Here is a 21,371-nt window from a genome sequence, read left to right as displayed (position 1 = left end):
TTTTACAGGCCCGGTAAGCGTCAGCGCCACCGGGCCTTTTATTACGCTTCGATATCCGCCATATCGCCTTTTTCCTGCAGCCAGTTACGACGATCTTCCGACCGTTTTTTGGCCAGCAGCATATCCATCATGGCGGTGGTCTGCTGTTCATCTTCATCGGTAATGATTAACTGCACCAGACGGCGGGTGTTCGGATCGAGCGTGGTTTCACGCAACTGCATCGGGTTCATCTCGCCCAGCCCTTTAAAGCGCTGCACGTTCGGTTTGCCCTTTTTGCGTTTGAGCTGTTCGAGTACACCCGCTTTCTCTTCTTCCGTCAGCGCGTAATAAACCTCTTTGCCGAGATCGATTCGGTAGAGCGGCGGCAGTGCGACGTAAACGTGCCCCTCTTTCACCAGCGTGCGGAAGTGCCGCACAAACAGCGCGCACAGCAGCGTGGCGATGTGCAGGCCGTCGGAGTCCGCATCCGCGAGGATACAAATTTTACCGTAGCGCAGTTGGCTGAGATCATCGCTGTCCGGATCAATGCCGATTGCCACAGAAATGTCGTGAACCTCCTGCGAGGCCAGCACTTCATCAGAAGAGACTTCCCACGTATTCAGGATCTTACCCTTCAGCGGCATGATCGCCTGATATTCACGATCGCGCGCCTGCTTGGCGGAACCGCCTGCGGAGTCCCCTTCCACCAGGAACAGTTCGGTGCGATTGAGATCCTGTGCGGTGCAATCCGCCAGTTTACCAGGCAGCGCCGGGCCGCTGGTCAGTTTTTTACGCACCACTTTCTTCGCCGCACGCAGACGGCGCTGGGCGCTGGAGATCGCCATTTCGGCCAGCAGCTCTGCGGACTGCACGTTCTGGTTCAGCCACAGGCTGAAGGCATCTTTCACCACGCCGGAAACAAACGCCGCGCACTGACGCGAAGAGAGACGCTCTTTCGTCTGCCCGGCGAACTGCGGATCCTGCATTTTCACTGACAGCACATAAGCGCAGCGATCCCAGATATCTTCCGCCGACAGCTTCACGCCGCGTGGCAGAATATTGCGGTATTCGCAGAATTCGCGCATCGCATCCAGCAGCCCCTGACGCAGACCGTTGACGTGCGTACCGCCCTGCAGGGTTGGGATCAGGTTGACGTAGCTTTCGGTCAGCAGCTCGCCGCCTTCCGGCAGCCATAGCAACGCCCAGTCCACGGCTTCGGTGTCGCCTTCAAAATTACCGACAAACGGCTTTTCAGGCAGCAGCGGCAGACCGTTAACCGCTTCGCTCAGATAGTCGTTCAGACCGTCTTCATAGCGCCAGGTTTGCTCGGTGTTGTTGACGTTATCTTTGAAAACGATTTCGACGCCCGGGCACAGCACCGCTTTGGCTTTCAGCAGATGTGTGAGGCGGGAAACGGAAAAGCGAGGGATGTCGAAGAAGCTTTCGTCCGGCCAGAAATGCACACTGGTGCCGGTGTTGCGCTTGCCGCAGGTACCGGTGATGTGGAGATCCTCCACCTTCTCACCGTTTTCAAAGGCGATGCTGTAGACCTGCGCGTCACGGCGCACGTTCACTTCAACGCGTTTTGACAGGGCGTTCACCACGGAGATCCCCACGCCGTGAAGGCCGCCGGAAAACTGGTAGTTTTTGTTGGAGAACTTGCCCCCCGCATGCAGCCGACAGAGGATCAGCTCCACCGCCGGAACACCTTCTTCCGGGTGGATATCCACCGGCATGCCGCGACCGTCGTCGATGACTTCCAGCGACTGATCGGCATGCAGAATAACTTCCACGCGTTTCGCGTGGCCCGCCAGCGCTTCGTCCACGCTGTTATCAATGACTTCCTGCCCTAAATGGTTAGGGCGAGTGGTGTCGGTATACATCCCCGGGCGGCGGCGGACCGGCTCTAGCCCGGTGAGTACCTCAATGGCATCAGCGTTATATGAAGATTGCGTCATGATCTGTTCGTAGATAGTTCAGTTTGCTCAGTGCAAACCCAGGAAATCGATAATCTGTGTGAAGTGATCTTCGAAGCCAATAAATGCGTGGTTACCGCCCTCCTCCACCGTCTGACGGCAGGAGGCGTAATACTCAACAGCCTGGCGGTAATCAAGCACTTCGTCACCCGTCTGTTGCAGCAACCAGATAAGATCCGGCGCTTCCAGCGGGTCGATCTGCATCACTTTGAGATCGTAAATATGGCGTGACTCTAGCACATATTGTTCACCGGTGTAGGGATTCTCATTCTGACCGAGATAGTTTAGCAAGAGTTCAAAGGGTTTAATCGCCGGATTAACCACTACAGCGGGCAGCATAAAGCATTGCGACAGCCAGGTGGCGTAATAGCCGCCGAGCGATGAACCAACCACCCCCAGCGGTTCGCCGCCGAGCTCCAGCACTAATCCTTCCAGCAGTTCAGCCGCTTCCGCCGGAAACGCTGGCAGTTGCGGGACCACCATATTTATTTCCGGATGCGCCTGCGCCAGCCAGTTTTTCATGGCCGCCGCTTTCTCTGAGCGAGGCGAGCTGTTGAAACCGTGCAAGTAAAGAAGCGTAGACATGCGAAACCTTAATACCCTTCCGAAGCGGTATCAGGACGGAACTGCGCCGCTTCGAGTCGACAAACTTCCGTGGTCAACGAGCCGTCAGGATACAGCTCGATCCAGCGCCAGCCCGGCGCGATAGTGTCGAGCGTAAAATTGGCGCAGTGCGGTTTAAACTGCACGCAGGTCGATGGTGTTGCCATCATTCGCCGCCCGTTCCAGTCAACGTCCATTTCCTGATGAATATGCCCGCAGAGCAGATTTTTGACGCGCGGATACGCGCTAAGCACCTGATCCAGCGCCCCGGCATTGCGTAGACTGTGTTGATCAAGCCAGCTGCAACCTGACGCCAGCGGATGATGATGCAGCAACAGCAACGTGTAGCGATCGACGGATTCCGCAAGTTTGTGCTCCAGCCATTCGAGCTGGAAGTCGCTCAGTTCGCCATGCGGGACACCAAATACCTGGCTGTCGAGCATGAGGATCTGCCAGTGGTCGCCCACCAGTACGCGCTTTGCGGGAGAGATTCCGGCATCCTGTAAGGTGCTGTACATCGCCGGCTGGAAATCATGATTCCCCGGCAACCAGACACAAGGTGCGGCAAAGCCCGCGATGCCTTCAGCAAAAAGCTGGTAGGCCGCGGAAGAGTGATCCTGCGCCAAATCCCCTGTTGCTACAATCAGGTCACATTCACGCTGTGAGGCGCGGATAGCCTCCAGTACCGCCTGGTAACTTTCCCAGGTATTCACTCCCAACAGCGTTTCATGTTTCTCAGCAAACAGGTGAGTATCTGTAATTTGTAATATCCTGACCCTGGCCCCACCAGCCAGAGGAAGGTTTAACAGGCTTTCCAAATGGTGTCCTTAGGTTTCACGACGCTTAGTAAACCGGAATCGCCATCGCTCCATGTGCTAAACAATATCGCAGCCAATCAGCGAGAAACTGATTGATTTGATGCTTTTCGTCGCGTTGATGCAACTTCTTATTCGGGTAATCATACCGTGCTTTGAAGCGAAAGATCTGCTGGCTTGAACACACTTCAGCCACCATCGCATCATGATAAAGCCGCACGGTCATTGACGGCAGGCTCCAGTAGCTTATCGCGGGCGCCGTCTGTTCAATTTCCACCAATGTAGTGTAGCGGGTGGTCTCGGTTATCGTTAACCGATATTGCGCATTCGCCACCTGATAGCTCACCGTTTCGCCGGGTGCGTCTGTACGAGGCAGCAGGCGGCGCAAATGTGCAAAATTAGTCTCGCACAAGCGCATCATTTCTGGAAAGTCAGGTGTATAACGCTTCATTATTTCCACTCGTTTCGTAAAGCCTGATAATGCAGTTGCAGCCATTGCAGAGCGATGACAGACGCTGCGTTGTCGATTTTCCCCTCTTCTACCCACTGGTAAGCCTGTTCCCGGCTTACCACATGAACCCGAATGTCTTCGTTTTCATCAGCCAGACCGTGAATTCCACTCGCGGTTGAGGCGTCCACTTCGCCCACTAAAATAGACAGGCGCTCGCTGGTTCCCCCCGGACTTGCCAGATAACTCAGTACCGGGCGGGTACGGCCAACAATCAGTCCGGCCTCTTCGACCGCTTCGCGGCGGGCGACATCTTCCACCGTTTCGCCCTCTTCTATCATACCGGCAACCATCTCCAGCAGCCACGGCGTCTCACTGGAGTCATACGCCGCAATTCGGATTTGCTCGACGAGCACCACTTCATCACGTACTGGGTCAAAGGGTAGCAAGACTGCCGCATGACCGCGCTCAAAAATTTCTCGCGTCACTTCGCCGCTCATTTCGCCATTAAACAAACGATGGCGAAAGCGGTAAAGATCAAGCGAAAAAAAACCGCGGTAAAGCGATTCACGTGCAATAATTTCTACATCTTTTTTGGAGAAGGTAACGGCCTGTTCATGAGGCTGAGTCATTATTCGGTCCTGCCAGTGATTGTGGTGAAATTGTGGATTTAAAGTCAGTTTGGCTACTGTTTTACTGACCATATGATAGATTGGTGCAAATTAACGCCAGATGGCACATTACGCCAACTTTTTCGAATGGCAGACTCTGGTACAATCGGCGAACATTTTTTTTGAATTAGATCAGCGCTAAATGCTTCACAACAAGGAATGCAAATGAAGAAATTGCTCCCTATCCTTATCGGCCTGAGCCTGTCTGGTTTCAGCGCAATGAGCCAGGCGGATAACTTGCTTCAAGTGTATCAGCAGGCACGTGTCAGCAACCCTGACCTGCGTAAATCAGCAGCCGATCGCGATGCTGCATTCGAGAAGATTAACGAAGCGCGCAGCCCACTGCTTCCTCAACTGGGCCTTGGTGCGGACTATGAGTACAGCAACGGTTACCGTGATCAAAATGGCGTTAACTCTAACGCGACCAGTGCATCTCTGTCACTGACCCAGACGCTGTTTGATATGTCGAAATGGCGTCAGCTCTCGCTGCAGGAAAAATCAGCCGGCATTCAGGATGTCACTTATCAGACTGACCAGCAGACGCTTATCCTGAACACCGCGACGGCCTATTTCAACGTCCTGAGCGCCATTGATTCACTCTCCTACACTGAAGCGCAGAAACAGGCGATTTACCGCCAGTTGGATCAAACCACTCAGCGCTTTAATGTGGGCCTGGTTGCCATCACCGACGTGCAGAACGCCCGTTCACAGTACGATAACGTGCTGGCCAACGAAGTCACTGCCCGTAACAACCTCGACAATGCCGTTGAACAGCTGCGTCAGGTAACCGGTAATTACTACCCGGAACTGGCATCCCTGAACGTCGATAGCTTCAAAACCGACAAGCCGAACGCTGTCAACGCGCTGCTGAAGGAAGCGGAAAACCGCAACCTGTCGCTGCTGCAGGCTCGTTTAAGCCAGGATCTGGCGCGTGAGCAGATTCGCCTCGCCCAGGACGGCCATTTGCCAACCCTGAGCTTAAGCGCCTCTACTGCGGTGTCTGACACCTCCTACAGCGGTTCCAGCACCGGTGGCGCTAACGCCTCCCGTTATGACGACAGCAACATCGGTCAGAATAAAATCGGCCTGAATTTCTCTCTGCCGCTGTATCAGGGTGGAATGGTTAACTCTCAGGTGAAACAGGCGCAGTACAACTTTGTCGGCGCCAGCGAGCAACTGGAAAGCGCGCACCGCAGCGTTGTGCAGACTGTGCGTTCTTCCTTCAATAACATTAACGCCTCTATCAGCAGCATCAACGCCTACAAACAGGCTGTGGTTTCTGCCCAGAGCTCGTTAGATGCGATGGAAGCCGGTTACTCGGTGGGTACCCGTACGATCGTTGATGTGCTGGACGCCACCACCACGCTGTATAACGCGAAGCAGCAGCTCTCCAGTGCGCGTTATAACTACCTGATTAACCAGCTGAATATCAAATCCGCGCTCGGTACGCTGAATGAGCAGGATCTGGTTTCACTGAACAGTGCGTTGGGTAAACCGATCTCCACCACCCCGGAATCGGTGGCGCCGGAAAACCCGCAGCAGGACGCCAGCGCTGACGGCTATAGTGCCGACAACGCAGCGCCAGCGGCACAGCCTGCCGCTACGCGCACGACGTCCAGCAGCAAGACGGCAAACCCGTTCCGCAATTAATCTTGCCTGTACCCGGCGCCGCTTGTGCGCCGGGTGTATGTAAGGCAACGTAAAGATCTCCTCTCTGCCATACCTGTCGCTTCAATTTCAACCACTCATCCTCTATCCTTGACCACTACCACTGGGTCCTGGAAGACAAAAATGAAACGGACAAAAATTATCAATCATGCGTCATTCCGCAAAAGCTGGGGCGCACGTCATCTGACGCCCGTCGCGCTGGCTGTTACGGCTGTTTTTCTGCTGGCAGGCTGCGAAAAAACCGACGAGACGGTTTCACTGTATCAAAACGCGGACGACTGCTCAGCAGCAAACCCGGGCAAGAGCGCGGAATGTACCACGGCGTACACTAACGCCCTGAAAGAAGCGGAGCGTACAGCGCCGAAATACGCCACTCGCGAAGACTGCGTCGCTGAATTCGGCGAAGGCCAGTGCCAGCAAACGCCTGCACAGGCAGGCATGGCGCCGGAAAACCAGGCGCAGGCACAAAGCAGCGGCAGCTTCTGGATGCCGCTGATGGCGGGTTACATGATGGGCCGCCTGATGAGCGGCGGCGCAGGTTTCCAGCAGCAACCGCTGTTCAGTTCGCGAAACCCGGCCAGCCCGGCGTACGGTAAATACACCGATGCCGGTGGCAAAAACTATGGTGCTGCACAACCAGGCCGTACGATGACCGTGCCGAAAACCGCCATGGCGCCGAAACCGGCCACCACCTCCACGGTCACCCGTGGCGGCTTTGGCGAATCCGTCGCGAAACAGGCGACCATGCAGCGCAGCGCGTCCGGCACGTCCTCACGTTCAATGGGCGGCTAAGCGACATGGAAAGAGTCAGTATCATCGAGCGTCCGGACTGGCGTGAGAAAGCCACTGAGTTCGGTTTCAATTTTCATACCATGTACGGCGAGCCGTACTGGTGTGAAGAAGCCTATTACAAACTCACGCTGGCGCAGGTGGAAAAGCTGGAAGACGTGACTGCTGAGCTGCATCAGATGTGTCTGCAGGTGGTCGGGAAAGTGATCGCCAGCGATGCGCTGATGACGAAGTTCCGCATTCCCAAACATACCTGGGGGTTTGTCCGCCAGTCATGGCAAACCCAGCAGCCCTCGCTCTATTCCCGCCTGGATCTGGCGTGGGATGGCGTAGGTGAACCGAAGCTGCTTGAGAACAACGCTGACACCCCCACCTCGCTGTATGAAGCGGCATTTTTCCAGTGGATCTGGCTGGAAGATCAAATCAATGCCGGGAATCTGCCCACCGGGAGCGATCAGTTCAACAGCCTGCAGGAAAAGCTCATTGAGCGCTTTGCCGAGTTGCGTGAACAATTTGGTTTCCAGTTGCTGCACATGACCTGCTGCCGCGATACCGTGGAAGATCGTGGTACCGTGCAATATCTGCAGGATTGCGCTAACGAAGCGGGCGTCGCGACAGAATTCCTTTACGTTGATGACATCGGACTGGGTGAAAAAGGCCAGTTTACTGACCTTCAGGATCAGGTGATTGGTAACCTGTTCAAGCTCTACCCGTGGGAGTTTATGCTGCGCGAGATGTTCTCCACCAAACTGGAAGACGCTGGTGTACGCTGGCTGGAACCCGCATGGAAAAGCATCATCTCCAACAAAGCGCTACTGCCGTTGTTGTGGGAAATGTTCCCCGACCACCCGAATCTGCTGCCCGCGTATTTTGCCGAAGATGACCATCCGCCGATGGACAAATACGTCGTCAAGCCCATCTTCTCTCGCGAAGGGGCCAATGTGTCGATCGTCGAAAACGGCAATGTGCTTGAAGCAGTAGAAGGTCCGTACGGTGAAGAGGGAATGATCGTCCAGCAGTTCTGGCAGTTACCGAAATTTGGCGACAGCTATACGTTGATCGGCAGCTGGCTTATCAACGATCAGCCAGCCGGGATCGGCATTCGTGAGGACAGAGCGCTGATCACCCAGGATCTTTCACGCTTCTATCCCCACATTTTTGTCGAATAACCATCAGCCAATTTGCACAGACAACATGCTTAATGCGCCCATCTCGAGACCGTCCACCGGGATCGTGATGGGTTCTTCACCATCCCACGCGCCAAGCACATACAGCAGCGGCAGGAAGTGATCTGGCGTCGGGTTAGAGAGAGAACCGCTTTCATGCGCCATGTAATTGACCAATGGATGCTGTTCCACCGGCCCTTGCCAGTCGAGGTTGGCCTTCACGTAGTCGTTAAACGACGTGGCCCACGGATACGGCGAGCTGTCGCCATGCCAGCGTGCCGTGCGCAGGTTATGCACCACATTGCCGCTCGCCACCAGCATGATGCCCTCATCACGCAGCGTCGCCAGTTTGCGTCCCATCTCCATATGCCAGGCGGCCGGTTTCGTGCTGTCAATACTAAGCTGCACCATCGGAATGTCGGCGTTCGGGTACATCTTGATCAGCACCCCCCAGGAGCCATGGTCAAAACCCCAGGCTTCTTTATCGAGCGCGACGGGAACCGGTGCCAGCAACGAAACCAGTCGTTCAGCCAGTTCAGGCGAGCCAGGTGCCGGATAATGCGTGTCGTACAACGCCTGCGGGAAGCCACCGAAATCGTGGATCGTTTTCGGGGTTTCCATCGCGGTAACGCCAGTACCGCGCGTGAACCAGTGCGCAGAGACCACGACGATCGCTTTCGGGCGCGGCAATTCCTCACCCAGACGTTGCCAGGCGCGGGTATAGCGGTTATCTTCCAGCACGTTCATCGGGCTGCCGTGACCAAGAAACAGCGCTGGCATTCGGGTACGAGACATGATGTTATCCTTTGCAGGGAGTTCAATGTAATGACGCCACATTACCCCTTTTCCGGGAAGGATAAACTCAGATAAGCGTGATGATCTTCATCAAATAGTTTGAACGAACGGATGTTGTCGCAGGAGAATGAAATGTCAGTACCACTCATCCTGACCCTTTTAGCCGGCGCCGCGACTTTTATTGGCGCCCTGCTTGGTGTACTCGGCCAGAAGCCGTCCAATCGCCTGCTGGCATTTTCCCTGGGCTTTGCCGCCGGGATCATGCTGCTTATTTCGCTGATGGAGATGCTTCCGGCAGCGCTGGCGACGGAAAACATGTCGCCAATGCTGGGCTACAGCATGTTCATTATAGGTCTGCTCGGTTATTTCGGGCTCGATCGCATTCTGCCGCACGCGCATCCACAGGATCTCATGCACGGCGATAAAGCCGTGATGCCGCGCAACCTGCGCCGTACTGCTGTGTTGCTGACGCTGGGTATCAGTCTGCATAACTTCCCGGAAGGGATTGCCACCTTCGTTACCGCCAGTAATAACCTCGAACTGGGTATCGGCATCGCCTTCGCAGTGGCATTGCACAATATTCCTGAAGGTCTTGCCGTCGCTGGACCGGTGTATGCCGCGACCGGTTCCCGTCGCAAAGCCGTGTTCTGGGCAGGTGTTTCGGGAATGGCTGAAATTCTCGGCGGCGTGCTGGCGTGGCTCATCCTCGGAAGTCTGGTTTCGCCGGTGGTGATGGCCGCCATCATGGCCGCTGTGGCAGGTATTATGGTAGCGCTGTCTGTTGATGAACTGATGCCGCTGGCGAAAGAGATCGATCCTCACAACAACCCGAGCTACGGTGTGTTATGCGGTATGTCGGTGATGGGAATGAGCCTTGTGGCGCTCCAGGCAATGGGTATTGGCTAAACGTCATGGCGCTGCGAGCCTTTCCGCAGCGCCTTTTGCATGTCATTTAATATTAAAGTGTTTAATTTAATTTCACCACTGCCCTTTATTTATCATTATGAGAGCATAGCAAACCAGGAATATTAACGTTATAAATACCTTCAACCTATTACCTTAACGATATACTGCCATATATATCTGCTGACATTTTTATTTAACGCTCACAGCAGAAGAAGTGAATAATAACTTACTCACATTTTCCTACCGCGACGTTAACCTCGCTCATTCACATCAAATATAATATTAATATTACTACATCCCTTGCTTAGAAAAACTAAAAAGACAACCTTTTCAACAGTGCTATTCTTCGCCTGAATAATGTTGTCGCATCGCTTCTTGCGACGTCGTTATTACTGTTTTTCTTATTAACATACAAAGGATTACTCTGAATGTTCAGGAAAATATTAGCCGTAGCATTAACGTCGGCACTCCTCTCCGGTACCGCTTTCGCTGCACCCGATGTCCCGGAGCAAGGTTCAGGCCAGGTGACGTTTTCTGGATGGGTTATCGAATCTCCGTGTTCCATTCAGCCAGGCGATGAAGATCTGCAAGTGGATCTCGGTGAAGTCGCCACCAGCGTGCTCAACAGCGATAAAATGTCGTTAGCCACTGACTTTACTATTCATCTTCAGGACTGCATCCTGTCAAAAGAGGTCGACGGGCAAACTGTCACGACCAATAAAGTTGACGTTACGTTTTCCTCCGCTAATGTGAACGCCACCGACTCCAGCCTGATGAAAAACAGCGCAGAAGATAACGAAGGCGGCGCAACAAACGTGGGTGTTCGTATTCTTGATGAAGGTAATGAAAAGATCACGCTTGGCGAAGCCGTTGCGGTGACTTTCCCTAATCTTAATTCCTATCAGGAATTAAACTTCAAAGCCCGCATGGAAAAAACGCCGGATGCCACCGGGGATGCAACGCCGGGCAATGTGAATGCCATCGCCAATTATATTCTTAATTACGAATAATACATTTTGACGTTACCGGAATGGCCGGCGACTTGTTTGCCGGCTTTCAGGATACCCTCTCAAAAGAATGGACTCATGCGCAGATTCCTTTTTTCGTTGATCACTGGATTAACGACTTTTGTCAAAAACAGTTTATTTATCCTGTTTATTTTTTCGGGTACTCCTGCCGTTTCCCTTGCCGTGGAGTTTAATACTGACGCCCTTGATGCCGATGATCGCCAGAACGTCGATCTCAGCCAGTTCGAAAAGAAAGACTACATCTCGCCCGGACGCTATCTGGTGCAAATCACGCTGAATAAAAACACCTTACCCGGCGACTGGAACGTCGAATGGCAGGCAACCACTGCGGAAAACGGCTCGCGACTTTGCCTCACCACTGACGAGCTGTTGCAGTGGGGTTTTGACGACGCTTTTGTCCGTCAGCTCAACAACCGCGGTCAGACACAATGCCTGGATATCATCGATAAACCGGAGTTCAGCGCAAAACTCGATAAATCCACAATGCGCCTGACGCTAACCGTGCCGCAATCCTGGATGAAATATCACGCGAAAAACTGGACCCCGCCGGAATACTGGGACGATGGGGTTAATGGCGCGCTTCTCGATTACAACATTTATGCCAGTCAGTACTCGCCTCACGACGGCGACAGCACGCAAAGCTTTAGCGCTTATGGCACGGCAGGCATCAACCTGGGGGCATGGCGTCTGCGTTCTGACTATCAGTACAACCAGAATTTTATCAGCGGAAACAGCACTGACACCGAGAGTCGCCTGGCACGCACCTATCTCTTTCGCCCGTTACCGTCGCTGGCGTCAAAATTTACCCTCGGCCAGTACGATCTTAGCTCCGATATTTTCGATACCTTTCACTTCACTGGGACAACGCTCGAAAGCGATGAGAGCATGCTGCCGCCGGACCTACAAGGCTATGCGCCGCAAATCTCCGGCATCGCGCAGACCAACGCCAAAGTCACCGTTTCGCAGAATGGCCGCGTGCTCTACCAGACCACCGTCACGCCAGGGCCGTTTACTATTTCGGATATGGTCGACACGTTGCAGGGGCAAATGGATGTCACCATCGAAGAAGAAGATGGCCGAACCAGCACCTTTCAGGTCGGCTCGGCGTCCGTGCCATTTCTTACCCGCCAGGGTCAGTTACGGTACAAAACCTCTGCCGGGAAACCCACCTCAAACAGCCATAACGATGTACATAACCCGCTGTTCTGGACCGGGGAATTTTCATGGGGCTGGCTGAGCACCACCTCACTGTACGGCGGCGCCATTCTGACGGCAGATGACTATCAGGCCTTTACCTCGGGTATTGGCTTTAACCTCAACGTGCTGGGCGCAGTCTCTTTTGACGTCACGCGGTCACAGGCCAATCTGACGCAAGAAACCGGCAATAACAGCCAGCATGGTTATAGCTACCGTATGAACTACGCCCGCCGTTTTGACGCTACCGACAGCCAGATCACCTTCGCTGGTTACCGTTTCTCTGACAAAAATTATGTGTCGATGAATGAGTACCTCGACTATCGCGAAGGCGATGACGGCAGCGATAACGAAAAAGAGAGCTACGTGCTGTCGTTCAGCCAGGCCATCGCACCGTGGGACATGAGCGCCTGGCTGAATATCAGCCGCAATACCTACTGGAATGCCACCAGCAACACCAGCTACTCACTTTCTCTCAACCACAGCTTTGCCATTGGCGAGCTGAAAGGGCTCTCCGCCTCACTGGCTGTTACTCGCACCCGCTGGGATGATACTGACGAAAATCAGTACTATTTCTCTCTCTCCGTGCCGTTGAGTGCGGGACGTAATCTGGCTTACAACCAGCAGCGCTACGGTGATAACACCACGCAGTCGCTGTCGTATTTTGATTCCTCCGACCGCGATAATACCTGGAACCTCTCCGTTTCTGCCGATAACGATCAACTCAGCGACGGCGAACCGGCATTACGGGGAAGCTATCAGCACTACGCGACACCCGGTCGTCTGAGCCTCGCCGCCAGCGTGCAACCGAATCACTATTCTTCAATGAATCTGGGCTGGAACAGCGCGATCACCGCCACTCGTTATGGCGTGGCAATGCATGATCGCCCCAGCGGGAATAACGCCCGCATGATGGTCGACGCTAATGGCGTTTCTGGCGTTGAGTTGAGCCGCGGACGCAGCGTCACTAATGCCTTTGGCATCGCGGTGATCCCGTCGCTCAGCAATTACCAGACCGCCACCGTTCAGGTTAACAGCAATACACTACCGGAAGGCGTGGATATCAACAGCCCGGTGTTCCGTACCACGCTGACAGAAGGCGCCATCGGTTATAAAGCGCTTAACGCCAGTCAGGGGTATCAGATCATGGGCGTGGTCAGGCTGGAAAATGGTACGTTTCCGCCACTTGGCGTTTCCGTCATCGACAGCAAAACCCGCAAAGACGTCGGCCTGATTGCGGACGACGGTTTTGTGTACCTCAGCGGACTCCAGGAAAACAGTGTGCTCAGCGTGAACTGGGGCGAACACACCTGCGAGATTATTCCGCCCAACCACAGCAATCTCGACAGCGCACTCATTCTGCCGTGTCGATACACTCACCAGACCAGAGAAAAGCATGAAACCGACTGATATCTCGAAAGGGATGGTCCTTTTATTGTCAGCCACCAGCCTGACGCACGCGGCCATTTTGCCCGATCGCACCCGGCTGATTCTCAATCAGGGCGACAAAAGTATCTCCCTGCGTCTGAGCAATAAAAGTCCGACGCTCCCCTATCTCGCGCAATCCTGGATTGAAGACCAGACCGGGGTGAAAAATCGTGATTATATCTCCACCGTCCCGCCGCTGGTGCGGCTTGAGCCGGGCGAACAGACACAGGTCAGGCTGATGGGATTGCCCGCGCTTGCCAGGCTGCCATCTGACCGGGAATCCTTATTTTATTACAACGTCAGAGAGATCCCACCGCGCAGCGAAGGGCAGAACGTCGTGCAGATTGCGATGCAAAGCCGCCTGAAACTGTTCTGGCGGCCAAAGGCCATTCGCCTCAATTCCGGGCAACCACTGCCCTGGAAATCTATCAAACTCTCACGGACCGAAAACGGGCTGCATTTTATGAACAGCACGCCCTACCATATGACCATCGGCTACGTCGGTATTGACGGAAAAACGCTGCTGAAAGGCACCACCAGCCTCATGCTCGTTCCCTTCAGCGAGCAAACTTTGCCGGTGAAGGATCTACCGTCGCAGTTTCAGGTCGGTTACATCGGTGATTTCGGCGGGTTGAATTTATTTAAAATCAGCTGCAACGCCGTTCAGCGCGAATGCAGCAGCCAGCCTGCACAAAAGGATTAACCATGCGTACGCTTGCTCTTTTGTTCACGCTGCTGGTGACGTTATTCGCCGCCCCCACCTGGGCTGTTGACTGCTATCAGCGCGTACTCGGCGGCCCTACTGATTATACCGTCACGTTGCCGCCCTTCATGGTGCCCGTTGATGCCCCGCTGGGAAGTAAGATCTGGGAAAGCCGGGATATCAACATCACGGTATATTGCGATAACGCCCAGAGCTGGTCTCCCACAAAACCCTCTGAATCACTCTTTGCCTGGCTCATGCTAAGTGCGACGAACAATGTTGATGTCCTTGATAACCCTTACTTTACCTTTGGCGTCACCTACAATGGCGTTGATTACACGGGATCCGATATCGGCATTCCAACCGGAGCCTGCCTCGACAAGAGTAACGGTGGCGTTTATTCCCCAAATTGTAACGGGGTGACACCACAGAAAAATGTCACATTCAACGCGCGCTTTCGCCTTTTCATTCAGCTTAAAACGGTACCTGCGGATCAGGATCAACAGTTTGATTTCGGGAAAATAAACGTTGTGCAGTTTGACGGTGAAGGGGGAGCAAACCTGATGGACGGCGCGAAAAACCTGCGTTTTAACATTGATGGCCTCGACAACATCACTTTTCTCGATTGCAGTGTGGACATCAGCCTTGAGCCGCAGAATCAGGTTGTCGATTTCGGCGTCCTTTCGCGAAGATCATTACAAACCACACCGGCAACGCAATCATTCCACTTATCCGCCACCAAAGATCTGGCCGCAGGCTGTACGCAATCCTTTGACGTCGAAACCAGCTTTTACGACAACGATGGCGCGCTGTATGACGCCACGCATCTGGATATGGGAAATGGTCTTCTGCTACGCATCGCGGACGATACCACTCACATCGATACCCGTTTTAATGAGTACCAGGCGTTTGAAACGTTTGTGGCGGGAATGGAAGAGCGTTTTACCCATGACTATACCGCCGAGCTGACGAAAAACCCGTCGCAGGAGATTGCCGTCGGGCCATTCAGTAAAACGGTCACCATCAAGGTCAACTATCACTAGACACTAGACGCAAAAAAGCCGGGACATCTCCCGGCTTCTCGCATATGCAGCAGCGTTAATTTCAGCTGGCTTTACGTTCGTGCTTTTGGCGGTAAGCCACCAAGTCTTCGATAGTCACAACAGCCATATCGTGCTCGCCAGCAAACTTGATGCACTCCGGCGCGCGCGCCATTGAGCCGTCATCGTTGGTCAGTTCACACAGCACGCCTGCTGGCTTGAAACCTGCCAGCGTCACCAGATCAATAGTGGCTTCGGTGTGACCGCCACGGGTCAGCACGCCACCCGGTTGCGCGCGCAGCGGGAACACGTGACCAGGACGGTTGAGGTCGGATGGCTTCGCGCCATCAGCAATCGCCGCGCGGACAGTAGTCACGCGATCAGCGGCCGAAACCCCGGTGGTAACGCCTTCAGCAGCTTCGATGGTAACGGTAAAACCGGTGCCGTAAGCACTGGTGTTGTTCTCAACCATCATCGGCAGATCGAGCTGTTTGCGACGATCTTCGGTCAGGCACAGACAAACGATGCCACTGCCGTGACGAATGGTCAGCGCCATTTGTTCAACGGTCATGGTTTCTGCGGCGAAAATCATGTCACCTTCGTTTTCACGATCTTCATCATCCAGCACCATTACACCGCGGCCTTCGCGCAGTGCGGCCAGTGCGTTTTCCACACGTTCGAATGGCGTGCCAAAAGAGGAAAGTAGCGTCTGATTCATGGTAATAAAAACCTCATTAAATTTGTGGTTACCAGAATCAGGGCAGTCTTAGGAGTACCGTACAAGCGGCAAAAAAATAACGTGAGCGGGCGCAAACCCGACTGGATCGTTACTCTCTCCCATCCGGACTCTAACCGTCGGCCCCGGAATTACACCGGATCTGCTGACCTCCTGAAGGTTCAGGAGCGCTCGCGGGCTTTCAGCGTAAGCTGATTTACCGCCGGTGGGGAATTTCGCCCCGCCCTGAGAATAAGCGAGATAACTATAACGCGATTGACTATCCCGGGCAATGCATTGAGACCAAACATTTGTATTTCTGGTTTATCGACTTCCGTTCAGGCACTACAATGAACATCAGAACAGAGACGATCAGGGAAACTACGATGATTGACCCGAAGAAAATTGAGCAAATCGCCCGCCAGGTACACGAATCGATGCCGAAAGGACTGCGTGACTTTGGTGACGACGTGGAAAAGAAAATCCGTCAGGTGCTGCAGTCGCAGTTGACCCGGCTGGATTTGGTGAGTCGCGAAGAATTTGACGTGCAAACGCAGGTACTGCTGCGTACGCGTGAAAAACTGGCGCTGCTGGAACAACGCCTCAGCGAGCTGGAAAATCGCACCAGCGCGCCAGCAGCCGTCACACCACCGGTGGAACAACAGGACTAAAAACAATAACGGGCCTTTCGGCCCGTTGTTATTTTAATGCTCTACCTCAGGCGATCTCACTCTCATCGCCTGCTGGCAGTAAAATTCGTAGCGAATGTAAAACCACTCCCGCTGCGCTTCATCCATATTCCCGGTGACTGCTTCGAGATCAACCGACTGGCCTAGCGAGTGCATTCTGGCAAAGCTACGTGCGATAAAATCGAAATTGTTCAAAATGTAGAGTTCGTTTTGGTTCATCGGCATACTCCTTCAGTCAATGCGTTTCTGAGTCGGCTATATGCTTTTTCCTGCTTCCAGTATTTATCTTTACTTTAGGCTAAATGTACGCAAAACGTGCTCATTCATTCGCTAATTTATGCGCTGTGTCATAAACCCACACATTCACCACGGTTTGTTGATGACCAGCGCTTGTGTTTAGCGATTTACCGCCTTGCCAGCGGCGTTACTTACCGCTGTCTTTCTGAATTTTCTTGATGATATTGGTGGTGGAGCAGCCGTCTTCGAAGTTCAGTACCATCACTTCACCGCCGTTGGCCCAGACTTCTTCGCTGCCGGCGATCTGTTCCGGCTTGTAGTCGCCGCCTTTTACCAACAAATCCGGCAGGATCCCGGCAATCAGGCGCTGCGGCGTATCTTCTTCGAAAGAGACCACCCAATCGACCGATTCCAGCGCGCCCAACACGATCATCCGCTGTTCCAGCGGGTTAACCGGGCGGCTTTCGCCTTTCAGGCGTTTAGTGGAAGCATCGCTGTTCACCGCCACAATCAGACGATCACCGAGCTTACGGGCATTCGTCAGATAAGAGACGTGACCGGCATGCAGAATGTCAAAGACGCCGTTGGTCATCACCACTTTCTCGCCGCGTTTGCGCGCCGCGATAACCGCCTGCTTCAGTTCGTCTTCGGTCATTACGCCAAAACCGGTATCAGCGCGACCCCGCACCGCGTTTTCCAGTTCGATCGGCGAAACCGTCGAGGTACCGAGTTTACCCACCACGACGCCCGCCGCCGCATTGGCAAAGTAGCACGCTTCTTCAAGGGTTTTTCCTGCCGCCAGCGTCGCCGCCAGCACGCCAATCACCGTGTCGCCTGCGCCGGTGACGTCATACACTTCCTGCGCCTGCGTTGGCATATGCAGTGCTTCTTTGCCCGGCTGCAGCAGTGTCATGCCCTGCTCAGAACGGGTCACCAGCAACGCAGACAGTTCAAAATCGGCAATCAGCTTCATGCCGCGCTCAACGATTTGCGCTTCGTCTTTGCACTTGCCGACCACCGCTTCGAACTCAGACAGGTTCGGCGTCAGCAACGTCGCGCCGCGATAACGTTCAAATTCAGCGCCTTTCGGGTCGATCAACACCGGAACGCCCGCTTTACGCGCCAGCTGAATCATCGACTGGACGCTGCTCAGCGCCCCTTTGGCATAGTCAGAGAGCACCAGCGCGCCAATACTGCCCAGCGCCTGCTGGATACGCTCATGCATCGGCTGCGGGTCAACATCCGCAAACCCTTCTTCGAAATCGAGACGGATCAACTGCTGGTTGCGCGACAGCACGCGCAGTTTGGTAATAGTAGGATGTGTCGGAACAGTAACGAAATCGCACTTCACGTTGACGTCCGCCAGCGCCTTACTAAGGGCGCGAGCCGCATCGTCAATCCCGGTCAGCCCGACCAGACGCGCGCCAGCACCGAGCGAAGCGATGTTCATCGCCACGTTCGCAGCACCACCCGGGCGCTCTTCGATAGTGTCGACTTTCACGACCGGGACCGGCGCTTCTGGTGAAATACGGCTGGTCGGCCCATACCAGTAGCGATCCAGCATCACATCCCCGACGACCATGACGCCTGCACGTTCGAACTCTGGCAGCGTTACTTTCATTCCTGACTCCTGAAAGATTCACAATTTGCGCGCGATGATACCACCACTTACTTTGAACCGCACGACTCCACCAGCCACTTCTGCCAGCTGGCGCTGACGCGCGCGCGTTCCTCGCCAAAGGCATCCTGTGCCACGTGACCTGCGGATTCCTGTAGCGCCAGATGATGCAGTTCATCGCGCAGCGTGGTGTAGGCCCGCGTGAGCGCCATCGCTTCGTCTTCATCCATGATGTCGTTCTGCGCCAGCAGCTCAAGGATGCGTACATTATCGGACCAGCGCGTCAGTTTCGGCTTCAGATGAGCATAGCGCAGCACCAGGTACTGTGTAATAAACTCAATGTCGGTAATGCCACCGGCATCGGCTTTAATATCAAAGCGATCGCGGTGTTTATTACCGAGATGAGCACGCATTTTCTCGCGCATCTCGCGAACATCAGTTTGCAGCTTTTCGCCGTCACGTTCGGTCGTGAGCACTGCCTTACGAATCGCATCAAACTGCGCGTGTAACCCTGGATCGCCGTACACCACGCGGGCGCGAACCAGCGCCTGATGTTCCCAGGTCCAGGCTTCATTTTTCTGATAATCAGCAAAGGCGTCGGTGGTCGTCACCAGCATGCCTGCCTCGCCGGACGGACGTAAGCGAGCGTCCACTTCGTACAGAATGCCTGACGACGTGCGGGTGCTGAAAAGATGCATGATGCGTTGTGCCAGTCGCAGATAGAACTGACGGCCATCGATTTCCCGCTCGCCATCGGTCATTACGTCCGCCGGGCAATCATGCAGAAATACCAGATCGAGATCTGAGCTGTAGCCCAGTTCCCAGCCGCCGAGCTTGCCGTAACCCACCACGGCAAAACCGCGGCCTTCGCGGTCATGCAGGTGCGTCGGTTGCCCGTAACGCGCCACCATTTGTATCCAGGCCTGATGCACAACAGCGTCGATCATCGCTTCCGCCAGCCAGGTTAAGTGATCACTCACTTTCATCACCGGCAGCGTCCCGGCGATGTCGGCCGCCGCCACACGCAGCAATTGCGCCTGTTTGAACTGGCGCAACGCCTCCAGCTGTTGCTCTTCATCCTCTTCCGGCACCCGCAGCAGATACTGGCGCAGATCGTCGCGATAAGCGTCAGTGGCAGTCGGTTGATACAGCGTGCCGGGGTCGAGCAGTTCATCCAGCAGCAACGGATAACGCGCCAGCTGGCTGGCGACCATCGGCGAGGCAGCGCAGAGCGAAATCAAATGCTTGAGCGCGCCGGGGAACTCGCTCAGTAGCTCAAGATACGTGGTACGCGTGACAATGCCAGTCAGCAACGGCGTAATACGCGCCAGCGGTACCGGCGCGTCGTCACGGCTGCATATTTCACTCAGCAGATGCGGCATCAGTTGATCCAGCACCTGCCGTCCACGCGGGCCAATTGAACGCCGGTCGAGTTCTTTACGGAAATCCGCGATCAATGCCACCACCTGATGGCGATCGCTGTCAGACAGATGCGCCAGCACTGGCGTGGTATCCTCTTCCTGCAACGCGTCCTGCCACAACTCGCGCCACAGTTCCGAGATCGCCTCTTCCTGCGACGGCGTTTCGTCATCGCCAATCAGCTCGTTGAAGATACGGCGAACAGCGGTCATATGGGCGGTCAGTTGCGCTTCCAGCGTGGCCCAGTCCGGGAAATGCATGCCCCACGCCAGTCGCGCCCGGTTCAGATCATCGGCCGGTAAGGTCTGGGTTTGTTCGTCATTAATGCTTTGCAGCAGGTTTTCCAGGCGGCGCAGGAACAGATAGGCCACGCGCAACTGGTCCGCATCGCCTTCCGGCAACAGGTGCAGCGCGTCGATGGCCTCCAGCGTCGCCAGTAACGAACGCGACTGTAACGATGGTTCGCGGCCGCCGCGGATTAACTGGAATACCTGCACGACAAACTCGATTTCGCGGATCCCACCCGCGCCCAGCTTGATGTTGTCTTTCAGGCCGCGACGGCGCACCTCGCGGGCAATCATCCCTTTCATATTACGCAGCGACTGGATCACGCTGAAATCGATGTAGCGGCGGAAGACAAACGGCCGCAGCATCGCCCGTAACTCGCTGGCATTCACGTCATCGGCATCACCCATCGGACGCGCTTTGACCATCGCGTAACGCTCCCAGTCGCGCCCCTGCTCCTGATAGTAATCTTCAAACGCGGCAAAGCTCAGCACCAGCGGGCCGCTGTCGCCGAACGGACGCAGCCGCATATCAACGCGATACACAAAGCCGTCCTGCGTTGGCTGGTCGAGCACTTTGATCAGCCGTTGTCCGAGACGAGTGAAAAACTGCGCGTTATCCAGTTCACGCCGTCCGCCACGGGTCGAGCCGTGCTCGGGCCAGGCAAAAATCAGATCGATATCCGAGGAAAAATTCAGCTCGCCGCCCCCAAGTTTGCCCATCCCGAGGATCAGCAACGGCTGCGGCACGCCATCAGCATTGCAGGGCGTTCCCCATTCGCGACAACAGGCGTCGTACAGCCAGTCGCGCGACGCGATGATCAGCGTTTCGGCGAGTGTACTCAGCTGTTGTAACGTCTTTTCTTCGTTCACCAGCGACAGGGTTTGCATCCAGGCGATACGCACCATGATGCGGCGACGAAACAGCCGCAGCTCACGCATCAGCGCAGTTTCATCCTGAACGGCGGCCAGCGCCTCACGCAGCCAGGTGGCATAGTGCGCCTCTTCCCCCGCCTGCGGCGGCGTGCTTTCCAGGCTCATCAGCCAGTCGGGATGCGCCGCCAGACTGTCCTGCACAAAATCACTGAACACCAGCACGGCCTGCGCCTGCAGGCTGAGCGTGGCGACGGGGAAATCTTCCGGCAGCCTGTCCACGACGGTCTGCCAGTGCTGCTGTAACTGCGAAGAGAGCGGCATCAT

General features: G+C 54.9%; 19 protein-coding genes and 1 riboswitch. Of the genes, 9 read left to right on the top strand and 10 right to left on the bottom strand.

Annotated features, from left to right (window positions below; translation table 11 throughout):
- Positions 1–41: 41 nt before the first annotated feature.
- From parE to nudF, 5 genes are read right to left on the bottom strand one after another with little or no spacing between them, the layout of a single operon-like run.
- Entirely contained in the window at positions 42–1,937 is a 1,896-nt protein-coding gene (gene parE / locus QMG90_RS03235) for a DNA topoisomerase IV subunit B (RefSeq protein WP_283282695.1), read from the bottom strand.
- A 27-nt stretch (positions 1,938–1,964) separates the two neighbouring features.
- A complete protein-coding gene (gene yqiA / locus QMG90_RS03230) occupies positions 1,965–2,540 on the bottom strand; it encodes an esterase YqiA (RefSeq protein WP_283282694.1) in 576 nt (191 codons plus the stop codon).
- Positions 2,541–2,548: 8 nt separating this feature from the next.
- Entirely contained in the window at positions 2,549–3,376 is an 828-nt protein-coding gene (cpdA, locus tag QMG90_RS03225; protein ID WP_283282693.1) for a 3',5'-cyclic-AMP phosphodiesterase, read from the bottom strand.
- Positions 3,377–3,401: 25 nt separating this feature from the next.
- Entirely contained in the window at positions 3,402–3,824 is a 423-nt protein-coding gene (locus QMG90_RS03220; protein ID WP_038161834.1) for a DUF1249 family protein, read from the bottom strand.
- Positions 3,824–4,453 (bottom strand): ADP-ribose diphosphatase, encoded by a 630-nt coding sequence (gene nudF / locus QMG90_RS03215; RefSeq protein WP_283282692.1) that lies wholly within the window; start codon positions 4,451–4,453, stop codon positions 3,824–3,826. Before nudF ends, QMG90_RS03220 begins: the two co-directional genes overlap by 1 nt.
- Before the next feature lie 204 nt (positions 4,454–4,657).
- Between nudF and tolC the strand changes: the two genes are divergently transcribed.
- The 3 genes from tolC to QMG90_RS03200 all read left to right on the top strand — a co-directional run bounded on the left by tolC (position 4,658) and on the right by QMG90_RS03200 (position 8,118).
- On the top strand, positions 4,658–6,142 hold the full coding sequence (tolC, locus tag QMG90_RS03210; protein ID WP_283282691.1) for an outer membrane channel protein TolC: 1,485 nt from the start codon (positions 4,658–4,660) through the stop codon (positions 6,140–6,142).
- 141 nt (positions 6,143–6,283) lie between these two features.
- The gene (locus QMG90_RS03205) at positions 6,284–6,952 is read left to right on the top strand and encodes a DUF1190 family protein (RefSeq protein WP_283282690.1); all 669 of its coding nucleotides are present in this window, start codon (positions 6,284–6,286) and stop codon (positions 6,950–6,952) included.
- Positions 6,953–6,957: 5 nt separating this feature from the next.
- Entirely contained in the window at positions 6,958–8,118 is a 1,161-nt protein-coding gene (locus tag QMG90_RS03200) for a glutathionylspermidine synthase family protein (RefSeq protein ID WP_283282689.1), read from the top strand.
- 3 nt (positions 8,119–8,121) lie between these two features.
- Here QMG90_RS03200 and ygiD read toward each other — a convergent pair whose 3' ends face one another.
- Complete coding sequence (gene ygiD / locus QMG90_RS03195; RefSeq protein WP_283282688.1) at positions 8,122–8,910, bottom strand: 4,5-DOPA-extradiol-dioxygenase; 789 nt, start codon at positions 8,908–8,910, stop codon at positions 8,122–8,124.
- Positions 8,911–9,042: 132 nt separating this feature from the next.
- Here ygiD and zupT point away from each other — a divergent pair, with 132 nt between their 5' ends.
- The 5 genes from zupT (at position 9,043) to QMG90_RS03170 (ending at position 15,212) form a co-directional block, all read left to right on the top strand.
- Positions 9,043–9,816: a zinc transporter ZupT gene (gene zupT / locus QMG90_RS03190; RefSeq protein ID WP_283282687.1), complete on the top strand. Its 774-nt coding sequence runs from the start codon at positions 9,043–9,045 to the stop codon at positions 9,814–9,816.
- A 428-nt stretch (positions 9,817–10,244) separates the two neighbouring features.
- The gene (locus QMG90_RS03185) at positions 10,245–10,826 is read left to right on the top strand and encodes a fimbrial-like protein (protein WP_283282686.1); all 582 of its coding nucleotides are present in this window, start codon (positions 10,245–10,247) and stop codon (positions 10,824–10,826) included.
- A 75-nt stretch (positions 10,827–10,901) separates the two neighbouring features.
- Positions 10,902–13,448, top strand: coding sequence for a fimbria/pilus outer membrane usher protein (locus QMG90_RS03180; protein WP_283282685.1), 2,547 nt, complete (start codon positions 10,902–10,904; stop codon positions 13,446–13,448).
- The gene (locus QMG90_RS03175) at positions 13,435–14,169 is read left to right on the top strand and encodes a fimbrial biogenesis chaperone (protein ID WP_283282684.1); all 735 of its coding nucleotides are present in this window, start codon (positions 13,435–13,437) and stop codon (positions 14,167–14,169) included. Before QMG90_RS03180 ends, QMG90_RS03175 begins: the two co-directional genes overlap by 14 nt.
- A gap of 2 nt (positions 14,170–14,171) precedes the next feature.
- The gene (locus QMG90_RS03170; RefSeq protein ID WP_283282683.1) at positions 14,172–15,212 is read left to right on the top strand and encodes a pilus assembly protein; all 1,041 of its coding nucleotides are present in this window, start codon (positions 14,172–14,174) and stop codon (positions 15,210–15,212) included.
- Between the two features lie 61 nt (positions 15,213–15,273).
- On the opposite strand, the gene ribB is transcribed toward QMG90_RS03170, so the two are convergent.
- A complete protein-coding gene (ribB, locus tag QMG90_RS03165; protein ID WP_283282682.1) occupies positions 15,274–15,927 on the bottom strand; it encodes a 3,4-dihydroxy-2-butanone-4-phosphate synthase in 654 nt (217 codons plus the stop codon).
- Positions 15,928–16,034: 107 nt separating this feature from the next.
- Positions 16,035–16,182: riboswitch (FMN riboswitch) on the bottom strand.
- A 128-nt stretch (positions 16,183–16,310) separates the two neighbouring features.
- Between ribB and ubiK the strand changes: the two genes are divergently transcribed.
- Positions 16,311–16,595 carry a ubiquinone biosynthesis accessory factor UbiK gene (ubiK, locus tag QMG90_RS03160; RefSeq protein ID WP_283283873.1) on the top strand — a complete coding sequence of 95 codons (285 nt, stop codon included), beginning with the start codon at positions 16,311–16,313 and terminating at the stop codon, positions 16,593–16,595.
- 33 nt (positions 16,596–16,628) lie between these two features.
- Here the strand turns inward: ubiK and glgS are convergent, their stop codons facing one another.
- The 3 genes from glgS to glnE all read right to left on the bottom strand — a co-directional run bounded on the left by glgS (position 16,629) and on the right by glnE (position 21,371).
- Complete coding sequence (gene glgS, locus QMG90_RS03155; protein WP_245609629.1) at positions 16,629–16,838, bottom strand: cell surface composition regulator GlgS; 210 nt, start codon at positions 16,836–16,838, stop codon at positions 16,629–16,631.
- A gap of 199 nt (positions 16,839–17,037) precedes the next feature.
- Complete coding sequence (gene hldE, locus QMG90_RS03150) at positions 17,038–18,471, bottom strand: bifunctional D-glycero-beta-D-manno-heptose-7-phosphate kinase/D-glycero-beta-D-manno-heptose 1-phosphate adenylyltransferase HldE (protein WP_283282681.1); 1,434 nt, start codon at positions 18,469–18,471, stop codon at positions 17,038–17,040.
- A 47-nt stretch (positions 18,472–18,518) separates the two neighbouring features.
- Positions 18,519–21,371, bottom strand: coding sequence for a bifunctional [glutamate--ammonia ligase]-adenylyl-L-tyrosine phosphorylase/[glutamate--ammonia-ligase] adenylyltransferase (gene glnE / locus QMG90_RS03145; RefSeq protein ID WP_283282680.1), 2,853 nt, complete (start codon positions 21,369–21,371; stop codon positions 18,519–18,521).

Source organism: Trabulsiella odontotermitis (assembly GCF_030053895.1).
Classification (GTDB): Bacteria; Pseudomonadota; Gammaproteobacteria; order Enterobacterales; family Enterobacteriaceae; genus Trabulsiella; species Trabulsiella odontotermitis_C.
The sequence above is the reverse complement of the archived record's forward strand: the minus strand, read 5'-3'. Positions and strand labels throughout refer to the sequence as shown.